The organism is Bacilli bacterium, assembly GCA_035326105.1.
In the GTDB taxonomy this organism is placed as follows: domain Bacteria; phylum Bacillota_I; class Bacilli_A; order RFN20; family CAG-826; genus UBA7706.
In genome coordinates this window covers 654,067-676,951 of record DAOKYO010000001.1, presented here as the reverse complement: position 1 = coordinate 676,951, position 22,885 = coordinate 654,067, and the positions used below count along the sequence as shown (strand labels likewise).

The following is a 22,885-nucleotide window of genomic DNA, read 5'->3' as shown; positions in this document are numbered from 1 at the left end:
TGGCTCCTTTATCCCTTTTTTATTTCCTGCCAAGCTAGTAAAGACTCACCTTCATAATCAAAAAGTGCATGATTGCTCCATTCATTGCCATCGCTTTTTTCTTCCTCGTGGATATACACTCTTCCTGAAGCACTGCTCCAACTGATATTTTTAGCCGGCAACCAAAGTGGTTCCCAGTAATAGAAGCCTAAAATTTGTTGTTCTTTAATAAACTTAATCAAATCACGCATAAATAAAGCCTGTCCTTCCTCGCTATAGGGATAGGGGACATGGCCGGATTCATAATCTTCAACCACCATCTTGGCTCCCGGTGCCGGGAGCAATGTATGCACATAACCGGTTTCGACAATCAAAGTCGGATGGTGCAGTTCATGATGGCACAATTCGATCGTTTGCTTAAGGTTGACAATCGCCCCATGATAGAAGGGATAGTAACTTAAGCCGATAATATCGAAGACAACCCCGTTCTTTATAACATTAGTAAACCATTCACGATAAATCTTTTGATCTCCGCTCCGTTCTAAATGAAGAATAATCTTGGCCTCGGTGTCAACTTTTTTTACGCCTTTAATTGCACTCTTTAAAAGCATAGACATTCTTTCATAACCGCCAGCAATAAGTTCGTTCTGATTATAAAGCTTTCCGTCCGGCCACAAAAAGCCATTGGTAATTTCATTTCCGATTTGAATATAACTCAATTTAATTGCATGGTCTTTAAAAGCGCGAATCGTCTTTTCGGTATATGTCCGTATAGTGGTATTCAATTCATCAAAAGAAAAGTTTTTCCAGGCCTTCGGTTTAATTTGCTTGCCCGGATCGGTCCAAAAATCCGAGAAATGAAAATCAAGGAGAAGCGTAAATCCTGCTTTGGCCAAGCGCTTGGCCATAAGCAGAACCCGATTTAAATCGCAGGTTCCTCCAAGATACGGTTCACCCTCGGCATCATAGGGATCAACCCACAGCCGAAGACGAATAGAGTTGATACCTTGCTCTCTTAAAAACTGGAACATATCCGTAATCAAAACATGCTGATAGTAATATTTTTGATTGCTGGCTTCCATTTCTAAAAGGGAAGATATATCTATTCCTTTAATCATGATTACTTTCCTTTTCATCGCCGTCATCCGGATAGGAAGTTATTCTTTTTTCCATCAGACCATAGCGAAACTTTGCCATTTCGTTTAACTCTAGGATTCTTTTTTCGTCGCCATGAAAGTTACACCGGAGGCAGTAATACTCCTCTTTATTTGGGTCGTAAAATAAATCGACGTCCAAATCGCGCATGAAGCAACTTGGGCAGCGGTAATTTAATTTTTCTTTTCGAGATTGAGCCATGTTACCATCGTCTCCTTTTCGCACAGTTTTTTTCTTAATGACAAGGTAAACATCGGTGAAAAAGCATAACCTTCGTGCGCCATTGCTTGATCAATTTGTTGGCCGGACGCCACCAATTGAATATTTAAAGGCGGAATATCAGCGCTGGCTTGTCCCCCGTTCAAAACTATTTCCCGGTCTTGATAAGCATAATCGAGCGTTTGGCGGCGCTCGCCATCACTTACGGATAAAACAATCGAAGTCATATCTTCCGGATATTCGGTCGTACCATAACTCGCCGTAATATATTCCTCGGCCATTAAATCCGCCTTTGGATCAGACATCGCCAAAATTTCTCTTTCAAAAAATATTCGACTTTCATTTTCTTTAAAAACAATACGCGAGGCGATTTTAACTTTTAAGCCGTCCTTAAAGATAATTTCCACCGGTTCAACAATTAATGATCGGATGGTTCCTTCTTGCCGGTAGTGGCCTTTAGTTCGACATAGGGCTAAGTCGATTTTTTCCTCACGATGATAAAAGCGAACGGATTTAAGCGTTCCTTCACCCGCATAATGGGTAAAAAAACCCGCCCGATAATTGGCTTGGATTAAAAACGGATAGGAGGCATCGACTATATGTTTAGTTCCGATTCCAACCGGCCAATAGAGTTTGCCCGCATAAGGCCGTAAATCGACAATGGCTCCGCCCTGGTTTAAATCCGCCAAAAGACGCATATTGCTATCAATATACCAAAAATATTGTTTGTCTCCGCCATAGAGAATATCATTCCAAAGGGCAATCTCCGGCTGATGATAATGATGAGTAGAGCGATAGTAATGAGCAAATTCACTCATTCCCATATCGATTAATTCACCTTTCTTTTTTAATTCACCATAATAGTTTAGTCCATCTTCATAACTTTTCTTAAGAAGTGAAAATGGAGCTTCCCAGCGACCTTGCTTATTTAGCCATCCCGGTCCGACAAACATCATATTGTAGGAAAAACCATTATTATACTTTCCTAGATGACGATATTGATCAATCAGTTTATATAAATAAGGATATTTACCATCCCGATAAATCATTCCCCGGAGAACGTTCTGAGGATGAGTTCCGAAGTTTGAGCCATTACCATCATAGCAGGCATTTAAGTCTCGACTGAGATGAGGTATGGCCACAATTCCGCTATCATCATCGAGTGAGGCTGCCGGAATGTGCGAATTAATCTTACTTGGAATCCACGGATTCCATGGCCCGCCGTCCATAAATGTATACCAGGAATTATTCGTCGTGTGATAAGCTTTTGGGCCCTCTTCAAAGCAAGTTGCAACCGCCGCCACCACCATCGGGTATTTTTCTTTGATGTAGTTTATTAAATCGGCATCCATAAAATACGATCCGGTTGCCGTCGGATAGAATCCAAACACTTCGAAAAATTTATTAAAAACATCATCAACAATCCGCATTTTATCCGCAAATGAAAACATCCAAATACAAAAATCCCGAGTCTGATATTTTTGCTTAAAAGATGGGCAGTCAAGTCCGAGAAAGGTAAGAGCTATCTCGTCACCATACTTGGCATGATGCTCTTTCGCGGTCTTAACCGCCAACGGAGAAAACAAGGAAGCATAAGTCATTTGAATCGTTGTTTTAAGCCCATTCCTATGAGCGATTTCCTGTTGAAGAAAGAAAATTTCCAGCGATTCTTTCTCTAGTTGGTCGCGAGAAGAAAGGGCTCCGTTTATCGCATATTCGGGAGCTAGTTCCGGTCGGTGAATAAGATTAAGCATCAGCATATTAATCCACCTTTACCAGTGACCAGTCATCAGCATGGCCCCAAGCTCCAGGCTGACCTTGACCTTGAATTCCAATACTAACCTGATCTCCTTCTTGAATAGAAATATTATCAATTTGCGCTAAAATATAGTAATTTTCCGGTGTTCCCCAACCGATGACTTTATCCTTCATTGATAAAAGCGTCTTAACTCCATTTATCTCTACATAAACATCAAGATAATCATGCGCAATATCGCTTTCAGCTATGGCCATAATATACGTTTTTAAACTGTAAGTTCCACTGGGTAAAGAGTTGATTTCTTGTTTGACATCAAAAGTAAAAACGGCTGATGAATGGTACCAATTTAAATCGCTGATTCCCGAACGGACATCCTGTGGCTTTCGATTCAGTTTCACCACAACCGCATCATCAGGTGTCGAACTGGCAATAACCCATGGCAACAGTAACTGATCCGTATCGCCTTGATTTTCAAATCCTCCGTCGCGAATATAATTTTCAATTACGTTAACGTTAGCCGTAACCGAATAAGAATTATTGACCGTTCCGCGGACAACATAATTGCCCGGGACTTCTAACTGAGCTAAATCAATGGTGTTCCAACTTACTGGCGCTTGCCGAATAGCATCAAAATTCGTCTCCACACCATAAGTGGTAGGCATCTGTTCGTGCTCGGCGATATTTAAAGTAACACTAATTGAGGAGCTTCGAACTTGACTAACCGTTTCTTCAATCGGGTTTTGCGGACCCCGCATTAATTTAAAAGTTGCTAAACTCGGTAGAACCTTCCCCGTGTAGGAGAATAAACCCTGATTACTCCAAGTAGCCAGCCCATCGTTAAACTTGCTCACATAGGTCGCGGAATATCCATCTCCGTATTCGGCCCAGGCTTGCCCCTCTGCTGTCGCCCAACAGGCGCCTTCGATCGGCAGCCATCCCGGTTCCCAATAGAATATTCCTAATCCAAGATTATTGGGGACATCAGCCAATATTTCACTGACATCGTGAATGGCGGTGGCCTGTCCCTGAATTGAGGTTAAATACTTTCCGGCATCTTCCATCGCGCTATTATAGGTGTTGGCCGTATAGGCATTACTTTCCGTCGTATACCCATAACTCATTTCCATAATCATAATTGGCTTTTTAAATTTGGTCGCCAGATTATCGAGATTAGACTTTAATGCCTCTAGTGTTCCATGGTAATAAGGATAGTAACTAACTCCAATTATATCGTATGGTACCTTACGTTCAGTTAAAGCACTAAAATAAACATCAAACTCATCTTTTGCGCCCCCATTAGCCAAGTGAATTACCGTATAAATATCCGGATTTACTTCTTTGGCTCCAGTTATTCCTGCTTTTAAGAAATTTGCCACTTGGTCAAAACCGGCCTTGGAATCGTTCCAATCGATTTTGCCATATGGATATAACATTCCGTTGTTTATCTCATTACCAATTTGAATGGCATTGACCTTCACTCCCGCATTATGAAATTGATTAAGCGTTGTTTTGGTAAAATTCTTAACCGCTTCTTCCACCTCGCTCGCGTCGTAACTCATCCATTTTGTCGGTGTCCGTTGTTGATCGGGATCAGCCCAAAAATCACTATAGTGGAAATCGACAAGAACATTTAGTCCGGCGGCTTGAGCCCGTTTACTCATCGCAATAGCACTTCTTGCATCCGTATCGCCACCCCCATATCCATCGCCAACCGCATTCATCGGGTTATTCCAAAGGCGGACTCGGAAAAAATTTACCCCATTGTCGGCCAAAATTTGAAATACGTCTTGCTCTTGACCGCTGGAGTTAAAATACTTCCCTCCAAGCGATTCAATCTCTTGCACCATCGATGCATCCACTCCCATAGCAAAATCATCGCGCAGATTGCTTATCGGGTTAACTTTCAGGGCATTATAATCATACATTTCATCATTGGTCGCACTCCCAATTATGGGAGTAAAATCGACATCTTGATAGGTGAATTTAACGTTGCTGGAATTATTGCCTCCTCCGCAACCGGCTAATAATGAAAGGCTTAGAATGGCAAGCGTCAACTCCTTGTTTTTTTTCATGAAAGGTTCTCCTTGATGTATTCCATCGGAGCCACTCCGACGTTCTTTTTAAACTCACCGGAAAAATGAAGCTGATTATCGTATCCGACCAGTTTGGCTACGGCTTTGACGTTGTAAGCTCCATTGCGTAAAAGTAATTTAGCTTTATCCATGCGATACTCAGTCAAAAACCGCTTTACCGATATTCCGTAAGTATCCTTGAAAAGTCCGGCCAAATAGTTCGGTGTGACACCGACATTGTTGGCAATATCTTCAATACTGATTTTAAATTGATAATTGTTTGCGATAAAAGTTATCGCCGCGACAATGTGTCTTTTTGGTTTACTTACTTCTTCCAATAGACGCTCCTTGCGATAAAGCATATCGCCCAACACCTGGTAAAAAATGCCTATGCAACTAATATCGATAATGCCTCGTTCTTGGAAACGGTGATATATCATTTCAAAGTAATTGGCCAACGTTCCCTCGCCATCAAAATAAATCGGATTAAATCCATCGATACCGAGCGAATCAAGCATCCCCTTAACTTGATTGCCTGTAAAACCAATCCAAACATACGTCCAAGGATTCTTTTGATCGGGATGGTATTCAGGTTCACTAAATGGTTCAAAGAAAAAGGCCATTCCTTTCTTTAGATGATAATTCTTGCCATTTAACGATAATGATCCTTCGCCATCAATTATGTAGTGGACAAGGTAATAGGTCTTTGAAGTAAAATGAAAAACCTTATTGGGGATACATATTTCGCGACCACATTCCTTAAGTTCAAGGTCGCTAAAACCGTCATTAGTGTTGATGAATGCGTTCATATTTTGCTTATTTTCCTTTAATCTACAATTTCAGTATATGGAGTTTTAATGAGTTTTCAATATATTTTTATGCAAAAAAATTATACTTTTGGTCGATGTAAGCCCTTTTTTACATAAAATATTAGATTTTTATATATCAATTATCAGGTAATATAACACACGAAAAACCATAATTATCCACTGATATGCCATTTATTTTCTTTTTCTAACTAATCAGTATTCACCATAAAAATACTTAAATCGTGAATTGATTTCCTATTTTTTCCTATACGATTATTTTCATAAAAATTAAGTTTAATTAAGTTAAAAAAAGCCTATTGGCAAGCCATTCCAATAGGCATTTTAAATTTTAACAATCGTTACTTATTATCGTTCACAGCAATAAGGCTCGTATGGCCGATGCCAAACTCGATTACGGGATCTTTTTTTATGTACTTATGATAGTAGATTAGTTGAGGAAGAATAACGGGTATTGAGTGGAGAACGCCTTCACCCGAGAAAAGGAAAAGGGATATCGCCTCATCGCTAGAATGAAGCAAGAAGGTGATAAGGGCAATAAAGGCAAAAACACCATATTTCTTATCAGTGCGGAAAATTCTAAAATCGACATAGAACATAAAAACAATAAACGCCATATAGGGAATAAAAAGAATTAATCCTCCAGTCACAAGTGTTTCGATATATCCGCTGTGGAAATTGCCAAGAACATAGGCAAAATGGGCTGACGGCTCATAACTGAGTGCGTACCCTAAAAATGTCTTGGATAAAAAGAATCCTTTTCCAAGAATCAGCGATTTTAAACTATCAATAAAAGAAATCGAAACTCGCCATATGACATATCGCGCCTTTATAGTCCCTCCAGTAAACATTGAATCGGGAAGATATTTAACCAATATTAAACCGATAGTCGTGTCTTTTAGTTGAGCTGAAAATCTAAACGCCAAAACACTAGCGCCAATTGCCAAAAGAAATACAAATGTCGATATTGATAAAGCTTTGTGCACTTTAAATTTTGCTATCAGCCAATAAAAATATATCCCTGCATAAGCTATTGTAGAAATGATAATATTTGTCTTTGATAAAGTGAAAAATATCACAATATAGAATGGTATAGAAAGCAATATGTAAATCCAGCCATGTCGCTTGGCAGTGGCAAAGAAATACAACAAAAATATAAAGGAAAAGAAAAGAAAACTAGCAAACTGATTCCGGTGGACAAAGGCACTGTTAATTTTCCAAGACATATTAATTACATCGCCTTGTACAAATCCAACATACGCAGTCCATTCAGTAATCAAACTATAGACTATGAAAGCGAATCCCATAATCACGCCAATATACCCAACTTGCCTGACATAAAAAATCGCTTTTTTTCTCCTTGGCAAAGCAATTAAAACCGAAAAAATAAATAGGGCATTCGTAAACATATAAAGGATTGATCTTAACCTATCCAGGGTGTCAACCGGAATATCAATCGTTTGAATGGATCCCGAGCTCAATAGAAAAGAATGCGAAAAAGAGTTGGAAAAAGAAAGAACATTAAGCGCATGCGCACCAAATAGAACAATCAAATATATTAAAACTATAGTTCCAAAAGTGCTTAGGCGATACATTACATCAGATAAAATAAAGCGAATGTTGAAAGCCACAGCAAAAATTGAGATGATCAAAAAGTACACAAAGTCAAAACTATATAAATCAACTCCAGGCACTATAAAACTATTCTCAAACAACAATATTGTCGCTAATAACAATGCCCAAAAAAGAATATTATCAAATACGTGCGCAAGTTTTTTTTCGGCCTTCATCAAAAAAGTCCCCCTGAAAGCAAAATGTAGTCTATCATAAGTGTATCAAATTTTACATTGTTTTGTTTATAAACTCTTTATTTTTGCTTATAATTGTAAAAAAGGAAGAGAGAGGTACAATATGAAAATTGCAGTCGCCGGTACAGGATATGTCGGCCTTTCGTTAGCAACTTTGCTGGCACAAAAAAATGACGTCATTGCCTTGGATATTATTCAAGAGAAAGTAGATAAAATCAATAATCGGATTTCACCGATTCTAGATAAAGAAATAAGTGAATTTTTTGCCACTAAAAATTTGAATTTAACCGCCTCGTTAAATCCCCAAGAAGCAATTAAAGGAGCACACTTTGTAATTATTTCAACTCCGACAAATTATGATCCCGTGAAAAATTACTTTGATACTTCTTCCGTCGAAGCCATAATCGAGGAAACTAAGGCTATCAACCCTCAGGCCATAATTGTAATTAAGTCAACTATTCCCGTTGGCTATACCGAAAAAATACGGAAGAAACTTAACTATGACAATATACTTTTTAGCCCTGAATTTTTGCGGGAAGGTAAGGCTTTGTCAGACAATCTCTCTCCCAGCCGGATCGTAGTTGGTTATGATCGAAATAACCAACAGCAAAAAATAGAAGCTGAAGCATTTGCCAAACTCTTAAAAGAAGGCGCAACAAAAGAGGAAATCGATGTAATCTTTACCGGAACCACCGAAGCTGAAGCAATAAAACTTTTTGCCAACACCTATCTTGCTTTGCGTGTAGCTTTTTTTAACGAATTAGATACCTATGCGGAATCGAAAGGACTAAATCCAAAGGATATTATCGATGGTGTATCATTGGATCCGCGTATTGGTTCCCATTACAACAATCCATCTTTTGGTTATGGCGGATATTGCCTGCCCAAAGACACTAAGCAACTATTAGCCAACTATGAAGATGTGCCTCAGAATTTAATTGAAGCCATCGTACAAAGCAACAGCACAAGAAAAGACTTTATCGCCGATCGAATAATGGAAAAGGCCGGTTACTTTTTTGATCGGGATAAAGGCTATTACGTTGCTCCTGAAGAAAAAGTCAGAGTTGGTATTTATCGTTTAACTATGAAATCTGAATCCGACAATTTTCGGGCGAGTTCTATCCAAGGGATTATGAAACGTTTAAAGGCTAAAGGAGTTGAAGTCATCGTTTATGAACCAACCCTTCCCGATGGTTCCGATTTTTTCGGCAGTGTGGTTGTTAATGATTTGGCAAAGTTTAAATTGCTGTCAAAAGTAATCGTCGCTAATCGAATAAATAATAAGGATTTAGCCGATGTAATTGAGCACGTCTATTCGCGCGACTTATTTGCTCGCGATTAATTTTCGATTTCTTTGATGAATATTTACAAAAACCATTTATAATATTCAATAGAAATCAAGCACATTAAGGAGGCACCTGTATGCGAAGAGTTATTACTTACGGGACCTTTGATTTACTTCATTATGGTCATATTAACTTGCTTAGAAGAGCTAAGGCTCTCGGCGATTATCTGATTGTCGCTTTGTCCACCGACGAATTTAATGCCTTAAAGGGTAAAAAATCATTTTTTCCTTATGAAAAAAGAAAGTTGTTACTTGAAGCGATTCGCTATGTTGATCTAGTCATTCCCGAAGAAAATTGGAATCAAAAAAAATCGGATATAAAAGAGTATCATATCGATCTTTTTGTAATGGGGGATGATTGGAAAGGTAAATTTGACGAATTGAAAGATTGTTGCGAAGTGGTTTACCTTCCACGAACTCCCGAAATTTCCACAACTGAAATAAAGAAGACGCTTCATGACCAGGAAAAGTAAAACACTATGAATGAATTACAAGCCAAACAATTCGAACTTTTAAAAGCTTTTGTCGGGGTGTGTGAAAAGCATCATCTAAAGTATTTTCTTTATGGCGGAACTTGCATTGGCGCCGTCCGCCACAAAGGCTTTATTCCTTGGGACGATGATGTCGATGTCTGTATGCCCCGGCCTGACTTCGATAAATTTATAAAATTACAAAAAGATTTTAAGGATGGTTACTTTATTCAAACTTACAAATCGGACTTTAATTATTCATATTTATTTGCCAAAGTTCGTGATAGCAATACGACATTTATTGAAAAAACATTTGCGCACACAAATTTTAATCATGGTATTTATATTGATATTTTTCCTTTGGATGGAATCACCAAAAAGAAAGGTCGAACACAAGGTCGAGGTCCTAAACCTTATCTGATGTGGTTCTTTTGGTATTTCCCTTATTTGGGGCATCAATGGTTTCCTTGGAAATGGAAAAAACTTTGGCTTGATATACCCGCTACCATTGTTGCTCTTGCTTTTTCCCCATTTATAATTGGCAATTGGTCACCACGGCTGTTAGAACTTTGGGCCAAGCATATTCCATATGACAAGGCGACGGTAATTGGCACCTATCATACGATGCACTTTCATCATGAAACCTATCCAAAGGAATGGTTTGGCGACGGCGTGGAAGGCGAATTTGAAGGTTTGAAAATAAAACTTCCTTCAATGTATGACACCTATTTAACTCAAGTCTATGGAAATTATATGCAATTGCCACCCGAAAATAAACGCTATGGCCATCATTATCATAGCGGGGTCAGCACTACAGTCGGTTATAAAGAATACATAAAGAAACAAAAATAAATTGACTTTAATCTAGCGGCGAACGACAAATGATATCGTTTTAAGAAGGAGTTTCAGATCCATCAAAAACGATATCTTTTTATTATACTCACCATCAAACTTTGCTTTTTCTTCAATTCGAAAATACCGAAGAGAATTTATTTGCGCTAAACCGGTCAAACCAGGCCTTAATAAGTAGGAGCCATTTGTTTTTCTAAGTTTTAACAAATCCTTATCAACCGATATCGCGGGGCGTGGTCCAATAAATGACATATCCCCTTTTACGATATTAAGCAATTGCGGGAGTTCATCCAAACCGCTTTTACGAAGAAAATAGCGAAATCCTCCAATAGCTTTTTTGTCGATAATCAACTCCTCGGAAGTTACATAACTTGGCATGGAGATTGGTAGGGTGCGAAATTTAAAAAGCGTAAAGTTTTTTTCGTTAGCGCCTACTCTTGTTTGAGCAAAACAAGGATGTCCTTTGTTTTGGAAAAGTAAAACAATCGTGATAAGTATAAATAGGGGGGATAAGAATATCAGTGACAATAAAGAAAAAATAAAATCAAATAACCTTTTTATAACGTAATTATAAAAATAATTCCCAACCCTAATTGATTGTCTGTTACTTAGAGTAGTTTTTTCCATAATGCAATATTTCTTTCTTTAGCATAGTATTCTTCTAAAGCTGAATCGCCTTGAAACGCGGGTCTTTTTTGTAAATCAGATAATACGGCGGCTAATTTCATGTAGTCACCACAATTAACGATATAATTCCCTTGCTTGAAGGATTCGGCATACTTCGAGTTTTCGTCAACAATTAAAATCATTGGTTTTTGAGCCATAACACACATTGATGTTTTGGAAGGGCAAGCGGAAAAAATCGCCCCTGGTTTTAAAGAGATAAGGTTATAATCCGCTAAAAGGTAGAGCCATTCCGCTTCTTCCTGACTAACCCGCGGATAAAAAGCAATATTCCGCAGTTGATATTTCTTTAATAACTTAAAAAGGTGCTTTTGCTTTGATCCTGAACCGACAATTGAAATTTTTACTTGATGATTAGTTTCATTTATTTTTTTCGCTGCCTTAACAATAACATCCATGTCCTGAAATACGCCAAGATTACCGATATAAAAAGCATTTACTTTGGAACCATCAAACTCAATATTTCTTTTTAAGGCCTCTAAATCATGATTGGTTGAGTCAGGTAATTTTGACTTAACTCGTGGCCAATTGGGAATAACATGTATTTTATCGGAGGGAACTCCTTTTTTTAGCAATGAATCTTTTATATCCGTGGATATAACAACAATTTTGTTTACTCTTTTTAAGGCTCGCACCAAAATATGGTTTAAGGGATGATAAAAAGGACTTCTGGATTTAAAAAGAATATCTGGGTATAAGTCATGAATATGATATATCAATTCAATATTTCTTTTTTTAGCAAAGCGACTCACTGCATGAAGCAAAAAAAGCGGTGGGGTGGAAGGAATAACAATTTTATCAATTTGACCAAGTTTTTTTAACGCCTTTACCTCTTTATGAACAAGCGACAGCATCCTTAAGAAACGCCCAAAAAACGAATTTTTAAAGCCGGTAAAGCATTGGAAACGATATATTTTTCCATATTCATTTTCTTCATAAGCAATGGAAAACTTCTCAATTTGACTTTTGCTAACCCCACGAACCGGAAAAGGAGCGATAATGATATTCTCATTATTGTTTTCTTTGCTGGCCAAAAGCAAATCATAAAAAAGATAAGTGCTTGAAAATATTTCTGGAATAAAATACTGTGATAAAAAAACAACCCTCATCATCATCCCCGCTTTCCATCAAAGCAAATGCAATTCTTGAAGAAGACTTTTAATTTCCGCAAAACTCAATTGTTTCGTATTCTGTGACGTATACATCTTCTCCAATTCATTATTATCATATCCTTGCGAAACATATTTATCATAATTTAAATCACGATTGTCGGCTTTAATACAGAAAAAATCCGGGTACTCTTCTGCGCGAAGCATTTCTTCCGATGTAATAAGAACCTCATCAACTTTTTCCCCGTGACGAGTTCCGATATAGGTTTTTCCGCCCTTGCTTTTGGTTAAATCTAATATTGCGTCCGCCAAAGTTTCAATATCCACGGCCGGACCCTTTTTAATAAAAGTATCGCCCTGCTCTCCATTTTCAAAAGCATATAAGACCAACTCGACCGCATCATCTAAGCTCATCATGAATCGCGTCATGCGTGGATTGGTAATCGTAAGCGGACGATGATTATGCGCTTGCTCAACAAAAAGCGGAATAACGCTTCCTCGACTGCCCATAACATTTCCATATCTTGTTAAACAAAAAATAGTATCGCCTGCTATCATTTGCCGCGAACGCGCAATAATGTTTTTTTCCATCAAAGCTTTACTCATTCCCATCGCATTGATCGGATAAGCAGCTTTGTCTGTTGAAAGAAAAACCGCTTTTTTTACTTTGTTTTCGACACATGCCGTAACAACATTATCACTGCCTATTATATTGGTCTTAACCGCTTCTAAAGGATAAAATTCACAAGAAGGTACCTGCTTTAACGCCGCGGCATTAAACACGTAATCCACGCCACGAAAAGCACCATGAATTGAGGCATAGTCACGAATATCACCAATGTAAAATTTTAATCGATCATCATCAAATTCCTTCCGCATATCATCTTGCTTTTTTTCATCGCGAGAAAGAATTCTTATTTCCTTGACTCCGAGCTTTAAAAATTTACTTGTTGCAGCGTGGCCAAAACTCCCGGTGCCACCAGTTATAAGTACAATTTTTCCCGTTAAAACTTGCTTGCTATTTTCCATATAGGACCTCGCTTCTATTTATGATATATATGCTTGTTGATTACTCGCGTATAATGCGGTATTAAACTTATAACTCGTGAAGATACATCTTTATAATCGTATTCATTTGGTAAATCAAAATCCGACTCCTTATGCAATATCATATCCAGTGCCAAAAGTATTGAATCTGGAGTATTTCCACCCAATACAATTGTCCCGGCTTCTTCCGCTTCTTGTCGCTCATTACTGGTCCGCATTAATACTCCCCGAAAATGCAGTAGACCAGCTTCTTCTGCCAAAGTACCACTATCACTAATAACCGCTTTGGCATCCATTTCAAGAGAGGTATAATCGCTAAAAGATAATGGTTCGATAATTTTTATTAAAGGATTAGAAAACACTTTTGCGGTTAAATCAATTTTTTTCCGCGTTCGAGGGTGAAGAGAAACAATAATGGGTAGTTGATATTTTGTAGCAACCGCCTCGATTGAAGCGACAACTCCATCAAGAGTTTTAGCATCATCAACATTTTCTTCCCGATGAAAGTCAAAAAGAAAATACGCGCCTTTTTCTATATTTAAGGAAGATAAAACAGCACTATGAGAGATTTTATCCCGCATGGAATTTATGACCTCCGCCATTGGCGAACCAACAACGAAAATATAACGATCATCTATTCCTTCGTGGATTAGGTTTCTCCGTGCTCTTTCTGTGTATGGAAGATTTATGTCACTAATATGATCTACAATCATTCGATTAGTCATTTCCGGGACATTCCAATCCACCGTTCTATTTCCCGCTTCCATATGAAAAAGGGGGATGTGCAGTCTTTTAGCAATTATGGAGGAAAGAGCACTATTCGTATCACCTAAAATCAGCACTGCATCTGGCTTTTCTTTTTCCATAACCTCATAAGCTGAAGCGATGATGCTTCCAATATTCGTACCCAAGTTTTCTTTATTAATTTCCAGAAAATAATCGGGCGTTCTTAAATTCAAATCCTCAAAAAAGATATCTTTTAAACGATGATCATAGTTTTGTCCGGTATGAACCAAAATATGGTCAAAAAACATATCCGCTTTTTTAATTATTTGGGAAAGGCGAATTATCTCCGGACGAGTTCCGATGATAGTCATTAATTTAAATTTTTTGGGCATTACTTTTGCTCCTTAGAAAATACATCTAAATTATAAGCATAAAATCGTGAATTGTCTTAATTTTATTAAAAATACAGACAAATATGCTTTTTTAATAAAAACAGACCGCACTTTATCTATCCCTGCAGTCTGTCGTTATTATTTTTTAAATTACCCCTATTTAACTAAAACTGTAATCGGCAATGCATTTTCCTTAATCGTTGCCAGCCGGTTAAATGATTCAGTAAACTGCTTTTTATTATCAACTCCAGCAACAACCGGTAAAACAATCGCATCAGCATATTTGCCAAGAAGAAGAGGAATACTATCATTAACTACGTTGTTCGTATTAATAATTATATAATCAAATTCCGAAATCAGTTTGATAATGTAACTGTCAACTTTTTGCGATTTAAGACTGTCAATCAAATAAGGGCTATCCGGCATACTAATGTACGCAACTCCATTTTCACTTGCAATCTCTTTTGCACTTCCTTCAGCCAGGCTAACGATATCGGAAGAATGATTTTTAACTTCATTGGCGGTATCAATAATAAGAGTTTTCTTTCCATTTAAAGCATAAACTTTTGCTAAATCGCTGGCTAAATGAACTCCCAAGTAATTAGGTTTTATCTGCGAGAGCAAAATCGTTCTTACTTGTTTAGAAAGAATTGATCCATCAATAAAATTTTGAAGTTCAAGAACAGAATCAGCTTGATAAGGTCCCTTTGTTTTCGGTTTAAATAAATCTTTTAGTGTTTGAAGAGAAAAGAACTCTTTAAGCGATTGCTTTTTCTCATCGCTCTTTAATAAGAAAATTTCTCGTAGACCAAAATCAAAAACGTCACTTTTACTACGAATAACGCCTTTATCAATATCAATGTAGGCAAAGATAAATGTTGATATCACAAAAAACGCCAAAGTAAAAGCCAGCACAACAATTTTCTTGGAAGTTCCCGTGTAAGCATAGGATGAAGCTCTTTGATAAATGGAAACATTAGGAGCAATTGCACTAAAGGAATCATTATTGGAAAGAAAATCGGTATACGTATCCATCGTCTCATTAATAACTTTGACAACAATTGAAGGGTCACTTGACGAAAAAGTAACCGCATAAGTACGTGAACTACTTGCCACAGCATTTGAAGAAATACCACCAGTTATATCTTGTGCGGTAATGGCTTTTCCGCTGGCAAATGTTATTTCTAAATTTTCCACCACTCGTTCAGCTACAACCGAAGATTTAAATGTTGAATTCAAAGTACTCGCAATTTCCGCACTGATTGTATTTTTGTATGTCAAATATCCTGTCGCAGTATACCTTGGAGTCATAACCCCACTTGAGTAAGTAACTCCAGCTATAACGCCAATTAAGGTTACGACAATTATCTTCCATAAATTACGCCAAAAAATACGAAAAAGTTCGCCTACCGAAAGGCCTCTATTTTCTTCGCCAATAAGCCCGTTTTCCATCATATTATTCTCCCGTTATAAAAACTATACCAAAGGTATTTTACCATTTATACTTAAAAACATTAAGATATTTTATCATTTGCACAACAAATCTAACTTTTTCTATAAAGCATTCTTTCATTCATTATCTATATAAGTGTCTAGATTGCTCTCATCGTACAATCTGCTGGCATAAATAAGAACCATAAGCGGCGATGAAGAATCGTTAATTAATCTATGGGAAAAGCCAGGCATAATATCGATCATCTGCTTCTTGCTTTCATCTAGATTGAAAGAAAAAAAGGCATTATTTATAACATTTTTAACTTCTATTCTCCCTTTTCCTTTAAGAATAATAAAACGTTCCCACTTGCTCATATGGTAGTGATTGCCTTTAGTTTGATACGGATTAACGACATTAAGAGCGAACTGTCCACCAATCGGAGCTTTAACTAGTTCCATGAAACTACCCCGATTATCGCTATGTGTTTGGATAGAATGCTCCCACATTGCAAAAGGAATATAACTTAACAAAGTAGCTAAGAGGCTTACATCAAAATGGTTACTATAATCCCCAATCAACGTGTTAAGTTTATACATTTTATATATGTTTTCTAGACGGGAAAACAGTTCATCTGCGGTTAAAGGTACACCCTTTTCGATTGAGCTAGTCTTTCCTAATTCATCACGATGTTTGTTTTCACTATATTCCATAAATAAATCTATTAAATCATCAATATAAAGGTAAGTTTTAACTTCTTGTTTATTGATAAAAGGCGGCTTTATTTCACGGATAATGCAATCGGAAAAAGTAGCGACAACTGAATGATGATTTATCTTTGCCCATTTTCCAAAAATATTTGGCAAGCGCAAAATATAGATTGGATAGCCACTCATTTCAAAGAAACTTTTTAGAACATCTTCCGCTTCTTTCTTGCTCTTTCCATATTCACTATGGATATCATCCGCCTGTAAAGAGGAAGCAAACAAAAGTGGAATCCTCATCGATGTCTGTTTTAGCGCCTTAACCACTGATTCGGCAAAGGTTTTATTGTCGCTAAAATTTCCTTGCTCCGGTCGATTAACCCCTGCCAGTAAAAAGATAAAATCACTTTTATCAATTAAAAGAGGAAGCTTTGTTAAATCATCGTTATGGTGAAAAACAAAAACTTGATGCCCTTTTCCTTTGAGATAGGCAGCAAAATTAATTCCGATAAATCCACCGCCGCCAATAAGAAGATATTTGCTCATCTTTTTTCCTCCATAACTTGATTAAAATAGGCTAGATAGTTTTTGCAAAAATTATCAACACTAAATTTGGTATCAAGGGATATATGATCACGCATTAAAAAAAGTTGATTGCTTATAAAAGTTAGCATTTTTTCAAAACGAAGTGGATCACTACTTTGAAGCAAAAGGCCATTATGCTCATTTATAATTTCCTTATTGCCTCCCACATCATAAGCAATTATCGGGGTTCCATTTGCGAGGGCCTCTAGATTTATCGAGGGGAAGTTGTCACCGATACTGGGGTTAAAAACTACGCTAGATGAACGATATAAATGCTTTATTTCTTCCTTATCGGCGATAAAGCCAATCGTTTTTACCCGCCGATCAATATTAATATTGCCCTTAATTTTTCCGACTAAAATAATTTCTTGGTCCGCATTTAAAAGGCTCGCCAGATGATTGATGTCCTTTATGTTCTTGCGAAAATCCCAGACATTGGCAATAGCGAGGATGGTTGTAATGGGCTTCTCGAAAGAAACTTCCTTTTTATGAAGCAACGGGACCTGACTACTTATGCCGTTATGGATGACCGAACTCGGATATGCGCTTAAAAATGATGACTTTAGTTGTCCTTGCATATAATTTGAAGGGCAGATGAAATGAAGTCGCAGCGCACGCGTAAATATTTGTTTTTTTAAAAGATAATTCTGCTTTGAACGGTCGATGAAAGATGCCGGGTAATCCCTGCGTCCCGGGCATTGATAACAGGCGGTTTTATACTTCGCACATTGATAAGTATCAGGAAAAGGGCAATGACCAGTAAAAGCCCAACTATCATGAAGCGTCCAAATAACTTTAATCTTTTCTTCTTGAAAGTAAGCAAATAGTAATGAATATGATAAATAATGACCGTGAAGATTATGAATATTAACCACGTCGGGATGGAAAACCTTTAACTCGTTAACTAAGCGCTTTGTGGCTAAACGCGAATAAGCCCCTTCTTTGTCAAACAGAAAAGCCATAGTCTTATGCCATAACAGTGAAGTAATTCCTTCAATTTTAATGGCCTCTTGCTTATCAACCTTTTGGCCGCGTCCATAGAAAACCTTGACTTCATGTCCTTGCTGACGACAATACTGCGCCAATTCAAAAACAATATCGCCGGTGCTTCCGCTATGATAAAAAGAATTGATGAAAGCTATTTTCATAATGCTATTTTATCCTTCGCTATCATTTTTTCATAGTCGCTATATTGATTAATTCTATTTATTATTGGAATAAAAATCGCTTTTTCTGCTTTATTCATAAGTAGATTGTAGGTGATTAGTAAATACGCAATGATGGCAAAAAACACTTTGGCTAAAAACCATATTGTATCGGCCTGGGGAAGTAAAAAGAAGATAAATACCGACACACCCAAGAAGATTATCTGACCCGGCAAAATTGCTAAATGAGTCTTTTTAAAAAACATTTTAACATCAAGTCCAAGATGTTTATGAAAGTAATAATTACGCACTATCCCATAGCCTACAATCTTACCAACAAAAATCGAAATTGCCCCTAATAAGAGAACATAATTTGGGAAAAGTGCCCCAAGAATAATAGATAAGCCAATTGAAATACTGGCCGCAACAATGGAAGAGTAAGCAAAGTACTTTGTTTTGTTTTCAATGAGCAAGAGCGAATTACCGATTTCCTGCGTGTAAGTTATAAGCCCCGGTAGGATTAGAAGAATCAGTACAAGCGTCGCTTGCGAATAATCTTCCCCATTGGAAGCGCCGATTTTCCAAATATGGAGAATAAAATCATTTCCAAAAACCGTTATACCAAAAATTATTAACCCCATAACAATTAACTCATACCGGCCAACTTTAATCATTAAATTAGTTTTGTCTTCACTGCTGGCTTTATTTCTATTCATTTTGGCCAGATGAGGGAGAAAGAGACCATTAAGCGCATCCGAGAAATAATAGACATAGCCTTCAATTGCCGAGGCAAGGGCGAAGACGGCGACCGGAATCGTCCCTCCAAAATAGGCTAATATGGTCGGCTCAAGGTTAAGAATCAAGCGAGCCGCTAAGCCTTCAATTGCTGCCAACGCCATTAATGATAAAAATTTACGTTTTAATTTTGCTTCAATTTTAAAACGTGGATGTATCCCCAATAGTTTTTTTCGTTTTGCATATAAATATTTAGTAATCGCTTCCGCCACATTGCCAAGAGCAAAAATTAGGGCGAAAAGATAAAGATCTACTTTTATTGATAAGGCTATAACAATACCAACAACACTAAGCGCCTTAAAGAAAAGGGCTATAGTCTTTAGACTGGCATATTCTTCGTTACCAATAATGACTCCATTAAAAGGGATAAATTGAAGGGTAATCAAAGAATAAATGGCAAAGATTACATAGACCATCCTTAAAGCCACCAACTCATCGTATGCGAGACTAGTAAATAAATATTCGAGCGAAAAATATAAACCTAGTAAAAGCACTGTAAATACTAGGGCTAAAATTAAAGTGATTTTTATGGCCAATCCAGTTACCTCGTTCGCCTCCTTTTCACTGCGTGTTGCTCTAAATTTTGCAATCAACGTGGATACGGTAGTTCCGATGCCAAAATCAAAGGTAAAGATAGCAACAAGCGAAAATGACAGTGAGTATATCGCATAGGATGATTGACCGAGTGTATTGATTAACCATGGGGTGTAGAAAAAACTGATCAGTGCAATCAATAAAACCGAAAGATAAGAAACCAAACCATGAAAACGTAGAGTATGCGCTTTTTTATTAAAAGCCGTTACTTTTGGGGGTGAAATAAGCTCTTGGTCGCCTTCGATCATTTTGTTACGAACTTCAACTTCACTTATGATTTGGCATTGGGATAAAAGGTGGCTTTCACCAGAAGATAAATTTTCTTTATGTTCAATTAATCCCTTAAGCTTTCTTACTCCTAAACCTACGTCGTAGTTTTCTTTATAAAAAGCATAACTTCGCTTGCTCATATCCAATATGAGATTGGGATTGTCTAGCAGGTATGTTACTTTATTTATAAGATCATCAGTTCTTGGGTAGTCAAATAGCAGTCCCTGGTTTTTATGCTCAATAAGAAAGGGGGCCGCTCCTGAAAGATAGGAACTGACCACCATCGCTCCATTAGCCATCGCTTCCGCTATTGATACTCCAAATCCTTCCTCGCGATCAGATGTAGAAAGAAGAATATCACTTTTACGAATGCGCTCAATCGTTTCATCGTGATTTAAGAATCCGGTTAATTCCACTTGGGCACCTAAGTGATATTGGTCGATTAACTGATTTAAATTCCTCTGCTCTTCTTCGTTGCCTCCGCCGATAATGGTCAGTGAAAAATTATATTTTTTCAACTTTAGGGCATGAGCTAACTCAATGGCCAGTTGCGGATGCTTAAAATCAACCAAACGTGAAACCCAAACTAATTTAAAGGTGTGGGGCTTTTCTTTTTCATTCCAATGACGCTGGACGACATCTTCTGAAGCCAGCGGAGCAAAATATGTCCATTGATAAGTTCGATTAAGAGCAAAGTCATTTAAGTCATTATCAAAGGCCGTATAGGCGGATAAAGACAACACTCGAACTTGAGCTAAATCAAGCCATTTATTTATCAGATAATCAACTGCTACTCGTAGGGGAGAGTAAACTTCGTAGTCGCCTTTTTTGTAACGTCTTTCCGCTAAACGATATATTTGTTTGCCCTTATGATGACGGATTAAATAAAACACTAGTCGATAGGGCATGTTGCCGTATATTATTACCTGAGCGGCAGATATTTTTTTCTTAGCAGCAGCAAAATCTTCCTTGGTATGAATTAAAGTCGTTTGCGGATATTCCTTTTCTTGCTCATAATTCTCATGCCCTAAGCCTAATTTAGCGAAAGTAATGGCTTGATAGCGCTCCTTAAATTGGCTGATCATTTCTTGATGAAAGGAGTTATTGTGCGCAGATATAAAATTAGTGGCAAATAAAACTTTATAATCACCAGTGATAGAAATAGTTTTATCACGCTGGCTTTGAGCAATAATCTTCATTCTTTCGAGAAATCCAAGGCCCATCATCACCCAAAGAAAATAAATGAGATTACCTTCAAAAACCGGCTCGAGCAAGAAATAAAAACCTGATACAAAAAGAAAAGCCATAATGTGATCAAGGGATTTATTATGAGTCTTTATAACAAGCACTGCGTTACGGATGCTATATATTGTTATGGCAAGAAAAGCTAATGCGGGCAAAAAGCCCCCTAGAGCATAAAAGTCCAACCAAACGTTATGGGCGTAAAGAAAGAGTACTGAATGACCATTATCGATGAATGCCACTCCCGACATTCCGCCAAATGGATAATAAAGGAAATTGTTAAAGAAAATACGATAGAAAGAAATCCGCTCACTGTTCGATTCGTTAAGGGCAATAAAGCGGGAGAACAAGGGGTGGGTGCTTAAATAGTCACGCATCGAAAATAGATTATAGTGAATAGTCAAAATCAAAAATAACCCTAATATAATTAACACAAGAAAACTACTAGCTAAAAAGCGGAAAACTCTGGTTTTTCCGTAACCGTAAAAATAGTAAAGCAGATAGAGAGCAATCGCTAACGGTAAAACGAAGAATAAGGTTCGCGTTCTTAATACTAGCGACATAGCGATTGATAAGATCACTCCTAATAATCCAACGATAAGCGGAACTAAGTTCTTTTTAACTTTGAACAGAGATGCGAGTAGTAAAGCGCATAGCGGGAACATATAGGAAACGACCATCGTGGGCGATAAGAGAATTGCACCTTTACTCCAAAAGTCCAACAATCGGCGTGAACTATAAAGGTAGGGATTTAGTCCATAATCAGATAAGTATTTACTAAATTGCAGGCCGAGAAATAAGAGCGTTCCAAGCGCATAAGCAACCAAAAGATACATCAATTCTTTTTGAAGTTTTTTTCTACCAAAGGCTCCACCAATTTGATAGAGCAGATTGGGTAGTATTAGATAGGCTAAGAAGGGATAGAAACCAAGCCCATAATGATATGTATAAAAGGAGAATATGAAAATAGAAAAGAAGAACACCAAAAGCGCACCGAATGTTAATCTAAGGTCGCGGGTTAAAAAGAAACGCGAGAAAAGCAGTACCGCCAGAAGTCCCATTAAATAGCTATCATAATTAAAAAAGTTAATGCCGATTAAAAAAGCCAGCAAAGTTTCAATGATGATTATCGCCTTTTTAATTTTTGGAAAGTATGGCGAGTAGTTACTTGCTATAGTTTTAAGCGACATAAACAAACACTCTCTTCTCCCCATACCCGCTATTAATTTCGGTTTCGGTTAAGATTCTTTCTTGGCTATCAAAGTAAAAATCTGTTTTAGCGCTCTGATTGTTGTCGTCTAAATAAATAAGATGAATTTGATCTTCGTGGATTTCATTTCCACTTTCATCGTAAGTTTTGTTACCTCGGTCATCATAGACAAAATCAACACTTCGCCCCCAAGTTCCCGTCAGACTAGTTGAAGTGTTTTGGTCAAAAATAACGAACTGATTGTTGGCTTTTAATTCTAAAGACTGGATTATTAATTCACTTATGAAAGAATATTTACCTATCGGTGTATGCGCATAATAGTTGCAACTAGATAACAAAAAAACACCGCAAAAAATCCAATATTTGAAGTATTTATTTTTTTTGGTGCTCTTTACTTTCATATCCCTACCCATCGTTTACTAATATGATAGAGAAATATGATTAATTTTACAATTTAATACGGA

General features: G+C 37.3%; 18 protein-coding genes. 3 read left to right on the top strand and 15 right to left on the bottom strand.

The window, feature by feature from the left end; genetic code table 11:
* Positions 1 to 8 precede the first annotated feature (8 nt).
* The 6 genes from PKC96_03020 to PKC96_02995 all read right to left on the bottom strand — a co-directional run bounded on the left by PKC96_03020 (position 9) and on the right by PKC96_02995 (position 7,801).
* Positions 9 to 1,097 carry a glycosyl hydrolase 53 family protein gene (locus PKC96_03020; GenBank protein HMM00302.1) on the bottom strand — a complete coding sequence of 363 codons (1,089 nt, stop codon included), beginning with the start codon at positions 1,095 to 1,097 and terminating at the stop codon, positions 9 to 11.
* Entirely contained in the window at positions 1,090 to 1,335 is a 246-nt protein-coding gene (locus PKC96_03015) for a hypothetical protein (protein HMM00301.1), read from the bottom strand. Before PKC96_03015 ends, PKC96_03020 begins: the two co-directional genes overlap by 8 nt.
* Entirely contained in the window at positions 1,308 to 3,119 is a 1,812-nt protein-coding gene (locus PKC96_03010) for a hypothetical protein (protein HMM00300.1), read from the bottom strand. Before PKC96_03010 ends, PKC96_03015 begins: the two co-directional genes overlap by 28 nt.
* Positions 3,115 to 5,184 (bottom strand): glycosyl hydrolase 53 family protein, encoded by a 2,070-nt coding sequence (locus PKC96_03005; GenBank protein HMM00299.1) that lies wholly within the window; start codon positions 5,182 to 5,184, stop codon positions 3,115 to 3,117. The genes PKC96_03010 and PKC96_03005 overlap by 5 nt, the downstream gene beginning before the upstream one ends.
* A complete protein-coding gene (locus PKC96_03000; protein ID HMM00298.1) occupies positions 5,181 to 5,993 on the bottom strand; it encodes an AraC family transcriptional regulator in 813 nt (270 codons plus the stop codon). The genes PKC96_03005 and PKC96_03000 overlap by 4 nt, the downstream gene beginning before the upstream one ends.
* Before the next feature lie 359 nt (positions 5,994 to 6,352).
* Positions 6,353 to 7,801, bottom strand: coding sequence for an O-antigen ligase family protein (locus tag PKC96_02995; GenBank protein HMM00297.1), 1,449 nt, complete (start codon positions 7,799 to 7,801; stop codon positions 6,353 to 6,355).
* Between the two features lie 121 nt (positions 7,802 to 7,922).
* Between PKC96_02995 and PKC96_02990 the strand changes: the two genes are divergently transcribed.
* The 3 genes from PKC96_02990 (at position 7,923) to PKC96_02980 (ending at position 10,486) form a co-directional block, all read left to right on the top strand.
* Positions 7,923 to 9,161, top strand: coding sequence for a nucleotide sugar dehydrogenase (locus PKC96_02990; GenBank protein ID HMM00296.1), 1,239 nt, complete (start codon positions 7,923 to 7,925; stop codon positions 9,159 to 9,161).
* 80 nt (positions 9,162 to 9,241) lie between these two features.
* Positions 9,242 to 9,637: a glycerol-3-phosphate cytidylyltransferase gene (gene tagD / locus PKC96_02985; GenBank protein HMM00295.1), complete on the top strand. Its 396-nt coding sequence runs from the start codon at positions 9,242 to 9,244 to the stop codon at positions 9,635 to 9,637.
* A gap of 6 nt (positions 9,638 to 9,643) precedes the next feature.
* The gene (locus PKC96_02980; protein HMM00294.1) at positions 9,644 to 10,486 is read left to right on the top strand and encodes a LicD family protein; all 843 of its coding nucleotides are present in this window, start codon (positions 9,644 to 9,646) and stop codon (positions 10,484 to 10,486) included.
* 12 nt (positions 10,487 to 10,498) lie between these two features.
* On the opposite strand, the gene PKC96_02975 is transcribed toward PKC96_02980, so the two are convergent.
* The 9 genes from PKC96_02975 to PKC96_02935 all read right to left on the bottom strand — a co-directional run bounded on the left by PKC96_02975 (position 10,499) and on the right by PKC96_02935 (position 22,822).
* Positions 10,499 to 11,113, bottom strand: a complete 615-nt coding sequence (locus PKC96_02975) for a sugar transferase (GenBank protein ID HMM00293.1) — start codon at positions 11,111 to 11,113, stop codon at positions 10,499 to 10,501.
* Positions 11,095 to 12,285, bottom strand: coding sequence for a glycosyltransferase family 4 protein (locus PKC96_02970; GenBank protein ID HMM00292.1), 1,191 nt, complete (start codon positions 12,283 to 12,285; stop codon positions 11,095 to 11,097). The genes PKC96_02975 and PKC96_02970 overlap by 19 nt, the downstream gene beginning before the upstream one ends.
* 12 nt (positions 12,286 to 12,297) lie before the next feature.
* Positions 12,298 to 13,308, bottom strand: a complete 1,011-nt coding sequence (locus tag PKC96_02965; GenBank protein ID HMM00291.1) for a polysaccharide biosynthesis protein — start codon at positions 13,306 to 13,308, stop codon at positions 12,298 to 12,300.
* Positions 13,309 to 13,322: 14 nt separating this feature from the next.
* On the bottom strand, positions 13,323 to 14,444 hold the full coding sequence (gene wecB / locus PKC96_02960) for a UDP-N-acetylglucosamine 2-epimerase (non-hydrolyzing) (GenBank protein HMM00290.1): 1,122 nt from the start codon (positions 14,442 to 14,444) through the stop codon (positions 13,323 to 13,325).
* A 156-nt stretch (positions 14,445 to 14,600) separates the two neighbouring features.
* The gene (locus PKC96_02955) at positions 14,601 to 15,899 is read right to left on the bottom strand and encodes a Wzz/FepE/Etk N-terminal domain-containing protein (GenBank protein ID HMM00289.1); all 1,299 of its coding nucleotides are present in this window, start codon (positions 15,897 to 15,899) and stop codon (positions 14,601 to 14,603) included.
* Positions 15,900 to 16,013: 114 nt separating this feature from the next.
* Positions 16,014 to 17,126 carry an NAD-dependent epimerase/dehydratase family protein gene (locus tag PKC96_02950; protein HMM00288.1) on the bottom strand — a complete coding sequence of 371 codons (1,113 nt, stop codon included), beginning with the start codon at positions 17,124 to 17,126 and terminating at the stop codon, positions 16,014 to 16,016.
* Positions 17,123 to 18,313 (bottom strand): glycosyltransferase, encoded by a 1,191-nt coding sequence (locus PKC96_02945; GenBank protein ID HMM00287.1) that lies wholly within the window; start codon positions 18,311 to 18,313, stop codon positions 17,123 to 17,125. Before PKC96_02945 ends, PKC96_02950 begins: the two co-directional genes overlap by 4 nt.
* A complete protein-coding gene (locus tag PKC96_02940; GenBank protein HMM00286.1) occupies positions 18,310 to 22,401 on the bottom strand; it encodes a glycosyltransferase in 4,092 nt (1,363 codons plus the stop codon). Before PKC96_02940 ends, PKC96_02945 begins: the two co-directional genes overlap by 4 nt.
* Complete coding sequence (locus PKC96_02935; GenBank protein ID HMM00285.1) at positions 22,391 to 22,822, bottom strand: hypothetical protein; 432 nt, start codon at positions 22,820 to 22,822, stop codon at positions 22,391 to 22,393. Before PKC96_02935 ends, PKC96_02940 begins: the two co-directional genes overlap by 11 nt.
* Positions 22,823 to 22,885: the final 63 nt, after the last annotated feature.

Bases quoted from the DNA above. Each gene is read 5' to 3' on its own strand.
- PKC96_03020 (HMM00302.1), bottom strand. From the start codon at position 1,097: ATGATTAAAGGAATAGATATATCTTCCCTTTTAGAAATGGAAGCCAGC.
- PKC96_03015 (HMM00301.1), bottom strand. From the start codon at position 1,335: ATGGCTCAATCTCGAAAAGAAAAATTAAATTACCGCTGCCCAAGTTGC.
- PKC96_03005 (HMM00299.1), bottom strand. From the start codon at position 5,184: ATGAAAAAAAACAAGGAGTTGACGCTTGCCATTCTAAGCCTTTCATTA.
- PKC96_03000 (HMM00298.1), bottom strand. From the start codon at position 5,993: ATGAACGCATTCATCAACACTAATGACGGTTTTAGCGACCTTGAACTT.
- PKC96_02995 (HMM00297.1), bottom strand. From the start codon at position 7,801: ATGAAGGCCGAAAAAAAACTTGCGCACGTATTTGATAATATTCTTTTT.
- PKC96_02990 (HMM00296.1), top strand. From the start codon at position 7,923: ATGAAAATTGCAGTCGCCGGTACAGGATATGTCGGCCTTTCGTTAGCA.
- tagD (HMM00295.1), top strand. From the start codon at position 9,242: ATGCGAAGAGTTATTACTTACGGGACCTTTGATTTACTTCATTATGGT.
- PKC96_02980 (HMM00294.1), top strand. From the start codon at position 9,644: ATGAATGAATTACAAGCCAAACAATTCGAACTTTTAAAAGCTTTTGTC.
- PKC96_02975 (HMM00293.1), bottom strand. From the start codon at position 11,113: ATGGAAAAAACTACTCTAAGTAACAGACAATCAATTAGGGTTGGGAAT.
- PKC96_02970 (HMM00292.1), bottom strand. From the start codon at position 12,285: ATGATGATGAGGGTTGTTTTTTTATCACAGTATTTTATTCCAGAAATA.
- PKC96_02965 (HMM00291.1), bottom strand. From the start codon at position 13,308: ATGGAAAATAGCAAGCAAGTTTTAACGGGAAAAATTGTACTTATAACT.
- wecB (HMM00290.1), bottom strand. From the start codon at position 14,444: ATGCCCAAAAAATTTAAATTAATGACTATCATCGGAACTCGTCCGGAG.
- PKC96_02955 (HMM00289.1), bottom strand. From the start codon at position 15,899: ATGATGGAAAACGGGCTTATTGGCGAAGAAAATAGAGGCCTTTCGGTA.
- PKC96_02950 (HMM00288.1), bottom strand. From the start codon at position 17,126: ATGAGCAAATATCTTCTTATTGGCGGCGGTGGATTTATCGGAATTAAT.
- PKC96_02945 (HMM00287.1), bottom strand. From the start codon at position 18,313: ATGAAAATAGCTTTCATCAATTCTTTTTATCATAGCGGAAGCACCGGC.
- PKC96_02940 (HMM00286.1), bottom strand. From the start codon at position 22,401: ATGTCGCTTAAAACTATAGCAAGTAACTACTCGCCATACTTTCCAAAA.
- PKC96_02935 (HMM00285.1), bottom strand. From the start codon at position 22,822: ATGAAAGTAAAGAGCACCAAAAAAAATAAATACTTCAAATATTGGATT.